The organism is Aulosira sp. FACHB-615 (genome assembly GCF_014698045.1).
GTDB lineage: Bacteria > Cyanobacteriota > Cyanobacteriia > Cyanobacteriales > Nostocaceae > Nostoc_B.
In genome coordinates this window covers 126113-138754 of sequence record NZ_JACJSE010000007.1, presented here as the reverse complement: position 1 = coordinate 138754, position 12642 = coordinate 126113, and the positions used below count along the sequence as shown (strand labels likewise).

Here is a 12642-nt window from a genome sequence, read left to right as displayed (position 1 = left end):
AAGCCCGATTTTATTTTGCCTGACTTAATTGCTAATAATTAGCCAATTAATTTTTGCCAAGTATTTGGCCCAACAATTCCATCAGCAGTTAAACCATTTTGCTGCTGATATTTTTTAATTGCTGCTTCTGTTTGTGGCCCGTAAATCCCATCAGCTTCTACACCTACACGATATTGTAAGTATCTCACAACTGTTCCACCAGCATGGTTGGGGCGGATAATGCGTTTAGCCAAAATCAAATTAATTGCATTCCATGTAGATGTGTTAGCAACACCTGATGCGGCTATTCCGACAATTTTTTGAAAGTTTTCTACAGCAGAACTCGTGATTTCGCCCAGTACATTATCTTCTACCAAGGGCTTACCATTTTTATCGGTAATTTTTAATCGGTTTAAGGCTTTTTGCAATCTTAGGGTTGTTGTATCAACATTCTGTTCTTCATCTGGTACTGGCGGAACTGGAGTAGTTGGAACTTGACCTGTTAAACCTTTGACAATAGCGTTAGCCATTGTTTCTGAATTAAACAGATTAATATCTTTTTGCGAATCAATAAAGCAACATTCAACTAAAATCGCCGGCATATTTGTATTGCGGATGACAAATAAGTGAGAACCACTTTTAACACCACGATTAAAAAAACCTAGTTTGATAATTTCATCTAATACAGATTTTGCTATTCTTCTACTTGTTTCACTACCTGCAAAAACTTCTGTACCGTTGGCTTGACCGTTAAAGGCATTAAAATGTATGGATACAAAAAGTTCAACTCGATTAGCATTAGCTTTATTGACTCTTTGTGAAAGTGAGTCTTTCACCGAAGATGTCGGACGGTCTGGTCTGCATGGTATCACTTCATGACCTAATGCTTTGAGTTTTTCTATAACTTTATTGCCTACTTCCAGTGTTAAATTATCTTCTATTCTGATGCCTCTAGCACCTGTATCTGGTGGAGAGTTATGGCCGATATCAATTCCAAATTTCATGCGCTGTTCCTTGTTTTTATTTGATACTAACTTAATGCTTGAAAGCTGAAAAGTTTACTTGCAAGCAATCTATATTTTTCTAAATATACTATTTATAATAAAATTCTACTTATGCCATTTTTATTTTAACAAACACTAATTGTTATTTACTTTATTTATTAACATAAACAGAATTATAATTATTTATTTATTTTTTAACGAGATAAAAATATACCCCTCCATTTCACATCAATAATATAGTGTAGTCAGGCTTATCCATTTGATTTGAGAATGTTTGTGAATTAAACCTCCGCATCTGGTTGTAGCAAAACAAGTTAAGAATAGCATGTGATCCAGGCTGGTTTTGCAGATGTTTAAGTTCACGTCATAACTCAAATCATGGGGATTATCTTAGGTTATGCCACATGAACGGCAAAAATTAGCAAATAATTAATGATTGTGTGCTGACGAAGGTGCGATCGCCGCTAAAATGCCTACTAACAGTTGTTGTGCTAACGCTTGTTATAGACATGACTTACAGCATCTCAATCGGTGAGAGTAGATTCAATACGGTTTGGTTAACAAATGTATCTGTTGAGGTGAGCAGGGGGGCGGAGGAGCTTCAGGTGCAGGGGAGAGCGTACCTTCGTTCCCCCTTTCACCCCTGCACCCTTGCTTGCCTACACAAGTAAGTTTCTTATCCGAACCGTATTGAGAGTAGATTTAAGAGAAATTGCCCAAGATGAAATATTTTGCTCTGATATTGCTAGTGATACTCTCAAATTTCTACATTTTCCCCGCGTATGCTGCTGTCTGCCGTAATTACAATGGTCATCAGATTTGCATTCTCAGCATTAACCGCAGCGCCAAAAATTATTGGGAGTATCGGGCAGTTCTGAGTGTAGATGGCAAAAAAAGACCCCTGGAAGTATACAACTGCCGTCAAAAAGTCAAAATTGAGTCAGATGGGACTGTTGTACCATTGGAAAATCAAGACCCTGGACAGTTCATCTGTAAGTTTTTCAAAAAACCTTGACTTTTCTCGGAGTTATTTTTTCTGGGTGGCAAACACACAACCAATGATAAACACCGTAAACGCCACATAACCCAAGACAGTTACCCATTCTTCCCAGCTACCCAATGTATTGTTCATCCGTTGCTAAAACCAGACTCTCCATTTAAATCCTAAAGGCTGGGGTTGTTAGTTGTGCATGAATATTGTCCAAAATATAGGACTTATACCAATTCGCAATTCGCAAGTCGTAATTAAAAAATAAGGATTTATCCAAAATCCTTACACCCTATACCCTTACACCCTTTCACCCAGTTTCTACAGAGAAACTGTGTGCGTAAGTTCAAAATAGTTAGACAAATTCCCAAAAAATTTTTCCTCGGTTTCCGGAATTCATCTTGGTGTAGTGGTATTACCTATCAGTACAGCGATTTATACAGAAACTCTATATGTAAATTTGGGGAATATAGCCCCACTGCCTTTCTCAAAAGCCCGGCCATTATGGCTGGGCTTTTGAGTGTCAGACACTGGGTGTAGGGGTGTGAGGGTGTAAGAGTTTTTGCTTCCTTACACCCCTATAACCCTTCACCCTCCCTCAAACTCTTGATTTTGCTTATCACTGTGTCAATCTAAAAAGAATATCTCCCCTGGGAAACAAACAGACTGGTCTAGATTTTGAGTAGATTAGGAATAGACCATCCTAGAAAAAGTTATGAGTGCTGAAGATTTGGTGCTGGTTGTTGGTGCTACTGGTGGCGTTGGGCAGCTAGTTGTAGGAAAGCTGCTAAAGAAGAATGTCAAGGTGCGCGTCCTGACTCGCAATGCGGCAAAAGCCCAAAAGATGTTTGATAACAAAGTAGAAATTGCTGTTGGAGATATCCGGGAGGCTGACACATTGCCAGCAGCGATGCCGAATATTACTCACATTATCTGTTGTACTGGCACAACTGCTTTTCCTTCAACGAGATGGGACTTTGACCCTCAACCAAATTTTTTAGAATGGGGACAAATTTTTCTGGATGCTGAATATCGGGAAGCTAAGGCAAAAAATACGCCGGCGAAAGTGGATGCTGAGGGGGTGAGTAATTTGGTAGCGGCTGCACCTCGCAATTTGCAACGATTTGTGTTTGTGTCTTCTTGTGGTGTTTACCGCAAAGATAAATTTCCCTTTAGTGTGCTGAATGCTTTTGGTGTATTGGATGCTAAACAAAAAGGTGAAACTGCGATCGCTAATTCTGGTTTACCATACACTATCATTCGCCCCGGTCGTTTAATTGACGGGCCTTTCACTTCCTACGACTTGAATACTCTCCTCAAAGCCACCACTAATGGTAAGTTGGGTGTAGTTTTAGGTCAAGGCGACACCTTATCAGGAGATGCCAGCCGTATCGATGTTGCCGCCGCTTGTGTAGAATCAATTTCTGTACCATCTACCACTAATAAAGCTTTTGACATCATCAATCAAGGAACCAGACCTGCTGTAATTAATTGGGAAGCACTGTTTTCTCAGTTGTAGCCAAGTGCTGAGTGCTGTACACTTCGACTTCTCCTATCGGAGACGCTGCGCGAACGCTCAGTGTACGTCTGGAGGAGAAATGTAATTTCAATACTTTGAGAAATAGACATACCTTAAAAATGGGTGTATGGGTATGATTTTAGATAGATGCACCCCTGCACTCTTATACTCTTGATTTATTGTTGTTCTGCGTAATTCCTATAGGAAATAAGGAGTGGGGAGTGGCGGAAACACATAAATTATTTCATCACTGGCAACACACACTGCAATTTTTTGGCGTTGACCACGATAAAATAGCCACAACTTTTACTCAATTAGTTGACGCATATCATACCCCTGGGCGTTACTACCATACACTGCAACATATTGATAATGTGTTGCATAACATTCAAGCTTTGCAAGCTTATGCTCAACATTTGCCTGTTGTGCAGCTTGCAGCTTGGTTTCATGATGTAGTGTATGCTTCTCAAGCACCAGATAACGAAGCCAAAAGTGCTGAATATGCTGGACAGGTATTAACTTATCTGGCAATTCCCCAAAATCAAATTACAACTGTTCAGCGTCTCATTCTCAACACCAAACACCATAAAGCAGCTAATGACGATATTGATAGCCAAATTTTATTAGATGCTGATTTGGCAATTTTAGCTGCTGGCTCTGTTGATTATCAAAAATATGCTGATGCTATTCGTCAAGAATATGCTTGGGTAACAGAATCAGAATATATTCAAGGGCGCAAACAAGTCCTGGAAAAATTTCTGCAAAGACAGCGTATATATTTTACACCTCTAATGTTTGAGGTGGCTGAAGCATCTGCCAGAGCTAACTTGCAAGCAGAAATTTACAACCTTTCTAGTATTTAAGATTTCAGTACCGAGGTTGTCTTTTAAAAAAGGGTGAAAGGGTGTGAGGGTGAAAGGGTGTAAGGTTTTTGTTTCGCCATACTCTTCACAGTTGCTTGGTGCAGAATATAGCGGTTCTCGGTTAGATGAGGTACATTTCAACCCCACCCCCAACCCCTCCCCGCAAGCGGGGAGGGGAGCGTTTGCGTCAGCAAATGCGGGGTGGGGTTCCAACTACTGCTATATAGCAGCCCTAAATCATTTGTAAAATTTCTATATCTTTTTCTTCTTTCTTCCCTTTGCGTCCTTGGCACGGCAGTCGCTTCAAGCCGGGAAACCCGTCCAACGCGCTGCCTCGTTTTTGGCGGTTCGTTTCCATATCTATGTTTTTCACGACTAATTTAGGATTGCTATATAAAATATGGCATTTTGCTTGCGGAATGTACTGAAATTAAAAAGCAATATGGCATTTTATTTGCGGAATATACCAAAATTAGTAAACAATTCGGCAAAATGAGTTAGCAGTATGGCATTTTACTTGCGGAATACACCAAAAACAGTCAGTAATTTAACAAAATAAGTTAGCAGTATGGCATTTTACTTGCGGAATATACCAAAATCAGTAAACAGTTTGGCAAAATAAGTCAACAATCTGCCAAATTGCTTACTAAGATCCAATTTATTGGTTTTCTTTGTGTTGATTGGTAAACATCCTGGCAATATTGATAAGACGTACACTGAGCGAAACGTACACTGAGCGAAACGTACACTGAGCGAAACGTACACTTCGACTTCGCTCAGTGTACGTTACTCAGCACTTGTTTTGTGGTGTGGCTACCATTTGCATTCCGGCGGGTGAGGCTAAAGTTAAACCACGGCGCACGGGACGCACTGGGCGTTGATTTAGTAAAGAGACTTGGAACTGCGACAAAATTGTGGCGAGGGCAATTTTCATTTCATACTGAGCAAAGGCTAAACCAATACACCGACGATTTCCGCCACCAAAGGGTAAATATTCATAAGGGGAAAATTGTCTTTCTAAAAAGCGTTCTGGTTTGAATTGGTTTGGCTGTGGGTAAACTTCTGGGCGATGGTGAGCTAAATAAATACTAGGCAGAACTCTTGTACCTGCGGGTAATTTGTAGCCCATAATTTCAATTGGGTATTTTAGCACCCGAAAGAAAGCAGTGATTACAATTGGATATATCCGTAAGGTTTCTTGGCAAACGGCTGTTAAATAAGGCAATTTGGCAATATCACTTGGTTCTGGGTTAGTTCCCAAAGTAGACAATTCTTGGAGTAATTTTTCGCGGACTTTTGGTAAACGGTCAAGCCAATAAAAAGCCCAAGTTAATGCGGAAGCTGTGGTTTCATGTCCAGCAACCAACATTGTCATTAATTCATCGCGTAATTCGACATCTGACATTGGTTGACCATCATCATAACGTGCGGCAATCAGTAAACTGAGGATATCTTGGCGATTCTGCCCAGTTTCAGCCCGGCGTTCTTGAATGAGTGCATAAATGAGTTGATCAATTTGTTGGAGTTGGCGGACAATTTTTCCCCAAGGACTCCATGCGCCCCAGTCTTGTTGCAGAAACCGAAAGAAGAAAGCACTAGACATCAAAGGGGAACTCATAATGTCTAAGGTAGAAGTGAGTAATGGGCGGAGTTGTTGAAACATCGGCCCTTCATCCACACCAAATACCACCCGCAAAATAACGCGCAAGGTAATTTCTTGCATAGAAGTGCGGATATTAAAGGGTTTACCTATCACCCATTCATGGCTAACTTCTTGGGTGATTTCGCGGATAGTTTGACCGTAAGCCCGCATTCGCTCACCATGAAAAGGCGGTGTGAGTAATTGGCGTTGGCGTTGGTGGCGATCGCCATCGAGTAATATCAAGGAATGATCACCAAGCAAAAATCTTAAAATTTGATTACCTCTGCCAGCCTCAAAATAACTTGCATCAGTAGTAAAAATCTGCTCTAGTGCTTGGGGATGACTAAAATAAACAAGTTGATTCTCCCCATTTCCCCAAACTGTAAAGTTATCACCGTAAACCTTGGCAAAATCTTCGACATAATCTATCGGTCGAAAGATAAACTTAATCATTCGCAGCCAATACGGTATTCTTGGCCCATCAGGCAAGCTGTTAATTACTGTCATAAAATCTCGTCAGAATTTATCATGACTATTTTTATTTTGGCGATTTTTCCCTGTGCTGCGGGTCACACAAAGCGGTATATTTTTGTATGGCGGGATAGAAAGCCATAGCAATTTGCAAAAAATGCGACACCTAAAGCCATCTCCAATCCAAAATCTCAAATCGTAGAAGCAGTGCCAAAAATCGTCGCTATCCTCAACGGTAAAGGAGGAGTCGGCAAAACGACTACCTCAATCAATTTAGCTGCACAATTTTCTAAACGAAAAACAGTGCTGCTGGTAGATGCAGATATTCAAGGTTCTGCTAGTTGGTGGTTTGGACGCAATGATCAAGGAATGGGATTTGATTTATCGCAAGAAACAGATCCACAGCTATTAGGCCATTTACGTAAAATAAAAGGTTACGATTTAGTAGTGGTGGATACGCCTCCAGCTTTGCACTCTGAAGCATTGGCAACAGTAGTAGCGATCGCAGATTATATACTTTTACCTACACCCCCATCCGCAATGGATTTAGCTGTTTTGATTGAAACAGTAAAATCAGCCGTCGTCCCCACAGGAGTTCCCCATCGTGTACTCTTAACTAAAGTCGATGCGCGGAGTATTGGTGAAGCAATGGAAGCACAAAACTCTCTCGTTAAGCTAGGTATCCCTGTTTGTAAAGGCTTCATCCGTACCTATAAAGCCCACGAAAGAGCCGCATTAGAGGGTGTTGCAATCAATCAATGGCGAGGCAAAAATGCTTGGGAGGCGGAATCAGACTATCGCCGCGTGGCTGATGAATTACAGCGTGATTGGAGAAAATAATGGCTAGGAAACAAAATCTTTCTGACTTAATTCAAGCAGAAGCACAAAAATTAACACCAAATAGTGCAGTAGACGAAGGTGCAATCGAAGTTCCGGCTGTGGAAGTTGTGGAATCAACAACAGCCGCAGATGAAGATGTAAATGAATCAACCACTGCTAAACGTAATACTCCCACCAAAGCAGACTTAGAAGCTACTATTAAAGACTTAAAAACAACTTTAGAAAAAAATCAGGACACAGAAAAAGCTCTACAAAAACAAATTAAAGAATTAAAATCAGCTTTATCAGAACAGCAAGCCTCTGTAGAACGCCTAACCAAAGAACTAGAAGAAGCAAAAACCACTGTACTTCAACTGGCAGAAGCAAATTCTAAACTCATCGAAGAAAATAAAGCCCTACAACAACCAAAGGCTAGTATTGTTCCTCAGAAAAAAGACAATTATCATCAAACTGATTACAGAAAATCTCACCGCGTCCCCGAAAAACTCCCTGATATGCCAGCAGAAACAAAAGATGATTTTGCGGCTAATACTTGGTTGTATGACTAAATATCAGTAACTTAAAGCCCTCAGACTGGAAGTCTAGGGATAGATAAACAAAGCCTGCCTAGCCAACGCAGGCTATTTGTCTTATCTTTTGCGTGAAATTTGATAAGACCAAATTAAGTAATGGACTGACACGACTAAAATGTTGCATTAGAGATGAAATAAAATTAACCGCAGATAAACGCGGATGGACGCGGATGGAATTTTGATAATTGCCATAAATTAGCTGTGTCAGTCTACTAGTTTGCTTCTGGCATCAGATAAATTATTGTGCGATAAATAATTATTCATCAAAATATAACTTGTACTGTACTTAAATTATTGATTTTGTCGCTGGCAAGTATCACTGAGAGGGAAAACATGAAATTGTGTGGTTATACGATCGCAGGTACTCTTGTGACAATTTTAGTAGGAGCGATCGCAAATGGATGTACTAGTTTTGCAACTTCCAATGTGCAGCAAAGCAAAAGCTTAAATCCTCCCACCACCACAAATCAAGCCCAACTTCCTCACACTAGCAATCCCGTCTCCAAGTTGAATCTCCAAGCAGGTATGCCATATCAAAAAGCACGAGAACAAGTGCTTCAACAAGGTTGGCAACCGAATCTACAAGGCGATGCGCCTAATCTTCAAGATAGCTCAGTGAAAGAATTATATGATTTCGGATATACAGAGGTGAAAGACTGTTCCGGGACAGGAGTTGGTGCTTGTCGATTTGAATTTACCAACCAAGTCGGAGAACTATTGTGGATTTCAGCCACCATCGCTGACCGCACTAATACAGAACGAGTTGTTTGGCATTGGTCAATTGAAAAAAATGGCAATCAACAAACTGCACAGTCTTCTCGTCCAGAAAAACCACCATTTATCGGTACTCGCTCATTTAATTTTCTAGGAGGCAGTGGCACAGGTCAATCAATTGCGATCGCACCTAATGGCACTACGATAGTTACACTTCATGGTAAATTTCAAAGTTCCATTCAATACCAAGGCAAATTCTCCAATCCCATCATCTTGCAAGATGGCAGTGGTTTTGGATTACTTTTTAAAGACGGTAAAGTTTACAGCCTTGCAGCTAATGGACAAATTGCCAAAGGTTGCAAAGGTGATGCAACAGTTTGCGAATCAGCTTTAATCGCAGCTACATCTGCGCCAATTAAACCAGGGTTTTATGTACTTGGCGGCACTGATCAAGGTTTAGAAGTCAAAGGAGAACAGTATCGATATTATGATGAGGCTGGCGAACAAGAATGGAGACCAATTTCAGAATTAAATTATATTCAAGAAAATCTCATATTTGATGGCAAAAATTATTGGTGTATTCCACCCAGAAGCGAAGCCGGAGTATGCACAGAAAACGGCTGGATGCCTGTCAGATAATAAGTTGATTAATGTGAAAAATTGATAAATATTTATGGTTAAAAAAAGTCAAACCCCTGTTAAAAAAACATGGATTAAAGAAATACTGAGATTTCAAGGTTCTGTAATTCCTGGGGTTTTAGAACGTTCTCTGTTTTGTGGTGCATTTGGATTTTTAATTTCTTGTCTTCACTTTTGGCAACTACCAGTTTCTGAACCAATGTTAGGTGGTGTGATTCCTAGCATTGTTTTGGGTTTGTTGTTAGTTTTTCGGACTAATACAGCTTATGAGCGATTTTGGGAAGGGAGAAAACTTTGGGGGAGTACAGTTAATACTGTCCGCAATTTAGCTTGGAAAATTTGGGTCGCCGTGGATGAAGTTGAACCCAGCGACAGAGAACGCAAAATAGCCGCTTTACGTTTATTACCAGCATTTGCGATCGCTAAAAAATTATATCTTCGTTATGAACCAGCCAGTGAAGAATTAAAACCTTGGGTTTCCCCGGCTCAATATAGCAATTTGCAAAATATTCAAAATATGCCTTTAGAAATATCCCGCCTGTTAGGAAAATACTTACAGCAAGAATATAAACGCGGTCTGTTAACAAATTATCAATTAACTAGTATTCACACGCTCATGAATAACTTGATGGATAATGTCGGCGGCTGCGAACGTATTTTAAAAACACCAATTCCCCCGGCTTATGTGATTCATCTCAATCAATTATTACTCATCTATTGTTTAATTCTGCCCTTTCATTTTGTTAAAGATTTAGGTTGGTGGACAGGTGTATTTGTCGCTCTTGTCAGTTTTGCTTTGTTTGGCATTGAAGAAATTGGCGTAGAAATTGAAAATCCTTTTGGTTACGACCATAATGATTTGCCATTAGATAAAATTTGCCAAACCATTCAAAATAATATTGAAGAATTTATCGCTTTTCAAGTAACCCAAGACCAAGACAATATAGAAAAACAAATCAACTTCTCCTACAGCAATCCAGATATCTAAGCGTTTTTATCTGCGTTCATCGGCGTTTAATTATTCATTTGAAAGCTTGAACGCCAGGAATATTAAGACTTTTTCTCCTGCCTTTTGCTATAAATAAAGTGCGATCGCCTATACTCAAATAATTCATCTTTATGAAAACTCTTGGCATTCATCACATAGCAATTATTTGTTCCGACTATGAACGCTCGAAAAGATTTTACGTAGAAGTTCTCGGCTTTGCCATTATTCAAGAAACATTTCGAGCCGCCAGAAACTCTTATAAACTAGATTTACGTGTTAATGAACATACCCAAATTGAATTATTTTCTTTTCCCAATCCTCCCCAACGATTCAGCAATCCTGAAGCTTGTGGTTTAAGACATTTAGCCTTTGCTGTGGAAAATATAGAAGCAACCGTGGCTGACTTAAACTTGCACAACATAGAGACAGAAAACATTAGGGTTGATGAAATTACGGGTAAGAAGTTTACCTTTTTCCAAGACCCAGATAACTTACCATTAGAAATTTATGAAGTTTAAAAACACAATTCTTGGCTACTTAATTTGTCAGTCTCCATAGATGGGTTTGAGTTGCAAATCCAATATTTATGCTTACTTGCAAAGAATATGCTGTGTGTGTGGCTCAAGATGGATGATTGAATTACTTATTTTATATATCACAATATCTAGCAATTAGAGCAAAGCTTAAAATAAAAAAAATGAGCAAATAAATCCCTATACAATAGATATAAATTAAAAATCCAGGATTTGCGGATGACTCAGATTGATTCCTTATCATCACAATCAAAACAGCCAGATTTTGTTATTAATGCAGAAGCAAAAACATCTCCAGGTATTCTCATTGCTGGTCTGATTTTAGGATTGTGGGTAATAAGTATCACACTATTTTTTTTAATCAATATTTATCAAACCCCAATTCCCTTAATAGCTATAGCGTTACTTTGGCAGACATTTTTATATACAGGATTATTTATTACTGCTCATGATGCGATGCACGGTGTAGTTTTTCCCCAGAATCCTAAAATTAATAATTGGATAGGTAGAATATGTGTATTTTTGTACGCACTATTTTCTTATCAAGAGCTACTCCAAAAACACTGGTCACATCACCGCTATCCTGCTACTAAAGATGACCCAGATTTTTATGATCATCAGCAGCAAAACTTTTTCGCTTGGTATTTTAACTTCATTAAATCATATTGGAATTGGCGACAACATCTAAGATTTATATTGGTATATATTTTTCTGAGATATATCTGTAAGATACATGAAGCTAATCTGATTTTATTTTGGTGTATACCATCTATTTTGAGTTCAATTCAATTATTTTATTTCGGCACATTTCTTCCTCATAGAAGACTTGCAGAAGGATACACAAGTCCGCACTGTACACGCAGTACACATTTACCTGTGTTTTGGTCATTTATTACTTGCTACCATTTTGGTTATCATAAAGAACATCACGAATATCCTCATGTTCCTTGGTGGCGATTACCAGAGGTTTATCAGTCCGGAAAGCAGCAATAAGTTTATCGAGTATTTGAGCAACCTAATTTAGTAATTTACTCAAATACGACTGTGCGATTACCATAAACTAACACACGGTTTTGTAAGTGTAATCGTACCGCTCTAGCTAATACTATTCTCTCTAAATCTTTACCTTTTCTGACCAAATCTTCTACTTCATCGCGGTGGCTAACTCTCACTACATCTTGTTCAATAATTGGCCCCGCATCTAAATCTTGAGTCACATAATGAGAAGTTGCACCAATGATTTTTACGCCTCTTTCAAAAGCTCTGTGATAGGGATTTGCACCAACAAAAGCTGGTAAAAATGAGTGGTGAATATTAATAATTTGAGGAAATTGAGCAATAAAATCAGAACTGACAATTTGCATATATTTTGCCAATACAACCAAATCAATTTTGTATTGCCGCAATAATTCCAATTGTTTAGCTTCTTGTTCTGGTTTGTTTTCTTTTGTAATGGGAATGTGATGAAAATCAATCCCAAATTGCTCGGCGGCTACTTTTAAATGAGGATGATTGCTAATAATTAACGGAATTTCGGCGGCAAATTCTTTAGCACGGTGTCGCCAAATTAAATCATAAAGACAGTGGTCTTGGCGGCTGACCCAAATTGCGATGCGTGGTATAGTATCAGAAAAATGAAGTTGCCATTTAGCGCCCAAAGGTTGAGCGATCGCATTAAAGGCTGGGCCAATTAAATCTTTAGGTAAATTAAATCCTTCTAACTGCCATTCTATACGAGTGAGAAATAACCCCGCCGAAAAATCTGTGTGCTGATCTGCATGAATAATATTGCCACCATTGGCATAAATAAAGTTAGCAATTTTGGCAACAAGTCCTCTTTGATCAGGACAAGAAATGAGCAGGGTGGCAGTTGTCGTGGACATAAAATAA

13 protein-coding genes are annotated in these 12642 nt (G+C 39.1%); 9 read left to right on the top strand and 4 right to left on the bottom strand.

Annotation, left to right across the window (positions count from 1 at the left end):
- Positions 1-38: 38 nt before the first annotated feature.
- Positions 39-983, bottom strand: a complete 945-nt coding sequence (locus H6G77_RS14005) for an N-acetylmuramoyl-L-alanine amidase (RefSeq protein ID WP_190589880.1) — start codon at positions 981-983, stop codon at positions 39-41.
- Positions 984-1704: 721 nt separating this feature from the next.
- On the opposite strand from H6G77_RS14005, the gene H6G77_RS14000 reads away from it, so the two are divergent.
- The 3 genes from H6G77_RS14000 (at position 1705) to H6G77_RS13990 (ending at position 4353) form a co-directional block, all read left to right on the top strand.
- Positions 1705-1998 (top strand): hypothetical protein, encoded by a 294-nt coding sequence (locus H6G77_RS14000; protein WP_190871868.1) that lies wholly within the window; start codon positions 1705-1707, stop codon positions 1996-1998.
- Positions 1999-2686: 688 nt separating this feature from the next.
- Positions 2687-3490 (top strand): SDR family oxidoreductase, encoded by an 804-nt coding sequence (locus H6G77_RS13995; RefSeq protein WP_190871867.1) that lies wholly within the window; start codon positions 2687-2689, stop codon positions 3488-3490.
- 221 nt (positions 3491-3711) lie between these two features.
- A complete protein-coding gene (locus H6G77_RS13990; protein WP_190871866.1) occupies positions 3712-4353 on the top strand; it encodes a hypothetical protein in 642 nt (213 codons plus the stop codon).
- Between the two features lie 232 nt (positions 4354-4585).
- On the opposite strand, the gene H6G77_RS36250 is transcribed toward H6G77_RS13990, so the two are convergent.
- Both H6G77_RS36250 and H6G77_RS13985 read right to left on the bottom strand, forming a co-directional pair.
- Positions 4586-4711, bottom strand: a complete 126-nt coding sequence (locus H6G77_RS36250; RefSeq protein WP_277877204.1) for a hypothetical protein — start codon at positions 4709-4711, stop codon at positions 4586-4588.
- A gap of 432 nt (positions 4712-5143) precedes the next feature.
- On the bottom strand, positions 5144-6502 hold the full coding sequence (locus H6G77_RS13985; protein WP_190871865.1) for a cytochrome P450: 1359 nt from the start codon (positions 6500-6502) through the stop codon (positions 5144-5146).
- 171 nt (positions 6503-6673) lie between these two features.
- Here H6G77_RS13985 and H6G77_RS13980 point away from each other — a divergent pair, with 171 nt between their 5' ends.
- The 6 genes from H6G77_RS13980 (at position 6674) to crtW (ending at position 11745) form a co-directional block, all read left to right on the top strand.
- Entirely contained in the window at positions 6674-7306 is a 633-nt protein-coding gene (locus H6G77_RS13980; protein WP_190592109.1) for an AAA family ATPase, read from the top strand.
- Positions 7306-7854 carry a hypothetical protein gene (locus H6G77_RS13975; RefSeq protein WP_190592110.1) on the top strand — a complete coding sequence of 183 codons (549 nt, stop codon included), beginning with the start codon at positions 7306-7308 and terminating at the stop codon, positions 7852-7854. Before H6G77_RS13980 ends, H6G77_RS13975 begins: the two co-directional genes overlap by 1 nt.
- 357 nt (positions 7855-8211) lie before the next feature.
- Positions 8212-9231, top strand: a complete 1020-nt coding sequence (locus H6G77_RS13970) for a hypothetical protein (RefSeq protein WP_190871864.1) — start codon at positions 8212-8214, stop codon at positions 9229-9231.
- A 34-nt stretch (positions 9232-9265) separates the two neighbouring features.
- On the top strand, positions 9266-10219 hold the full coding sequence (locus H6G77_RS13965) for a bestrophin family protein (protein WP_190871863.1): 954 nt from the start codon (positions 9266-9268) through the stop codon (positions 10217-10219).
- 131 nt (positions 10220-10350) lie between these two features.
- On the top strand, positions 10351-10737 hold the full coding sequence (locus H6G77_RS13960) for a VOC family protein (RefSeq protein WP_190592113.1): 387 nt from the start codon (positions 10351-10353) through the stop codon (positions 10735-10737).
- A gap of 234 nt (positions 10738-10971) precedes the next feature.
- Positions 10972-11745: a beta-carotene ketolase CrtW gene (crtW, locus tag H6G77_RS13955; RefSeq protein ID WP_190871862.1), complete on the top strand. Its 774-nt coding sequence runs from the start codon at positions 10972-10974 to the stop codon at positions 11743-11745.
- 35 nt (positions 11746-11780) lie between these two features.
- On the opposite strand, the gene purU is transcribed toward crtW, so the two are convergent.
- Positions 11781-12635, bottom strand: a complete 855-nt coding sequence (purU, locus tag H6G77_RS13950; RefSeq protein ID WP_190592115.1) for a formyltetrahydrofolate deformylase — start codon at positions 12633-12635, stop codon at positions 11781-11783.
- Positions 12636-12642: the final 7 nt, after the last annotated feature.

Coding starts and splice junctions, on each gene's coding strand:
- H6G77_RS14005 (WP_190589880.1), bottom strand. CDS start 983: ATGAAATTTGGAATTGATATCGGCCATAACTCTCCACCAGATACAGGT.
- H6G77_RS14000 (WP_190871868.1), top strand. CDS start 1,705: ATGAAATATTTTGCTCTGATATTGCTAGTGATACTCTCAAATTTCTAC.
- H6G77_RS13995 (WP_190871867.1), top strand. CDS start 2,687: ATGAGTGCTGAAGATTTGGTGCTGGTTGTTGGTGCTACTGGTGGCGTT.
- H6G77_RS36250 (WP_277877204.1), bottom strand. CDS start 4,711: ATGGAAACGAACCGCCAAAAACGAGGCAGCGCGTTGGACGGGTTTCCC.
- H6G77_RS13985 (WP_190871865.1), bottom strand. CDS start 6,502: ATGACAGTAATTAACAGCTTGCCTGATGGGCCAAGAATACCGTATTGG.
- H6G77_RS13975 (WP_190592110.1), top strand. CDS start 7,306: ATGGCTAGGAAACAAAATCTTTCTGACTTAATTCAAGCAGAAGCACAA.
- H6G77_RS13970 (WP_190871864.1), top strand. CDS start 8,212: ATGAAATTGTGTGGTTATACGATCGCAGGTACTCTTGTGACAATTTTA.
- H6G77_RS13965 (WP_190871863.1), top strand. CDS start 9,266: ATGGTTAAAAAAAGTCAAACCCCTGTTAAAAAAACATGGATTAAAGAA.
- H6G77_RS13960 (WP_190592113.1), top strand. CDS start 10,351: ATGAAAACTCTTGGCATTCATCACATAGCAATTATTTGTTCCGACTAT.
- crtW (WP_190871862.1), top strand. CDS start 10,972: ATGACTCAGATTGATTCCTTATCATCACAATCAAAACAGCCAGATTTT.
- purU (WP_190592115.1), bottom strand. CDS start 12,635: ATGTCCACGACAACTGCCACCCTGCTCATTTCTTGTCCTGATCAAAGA.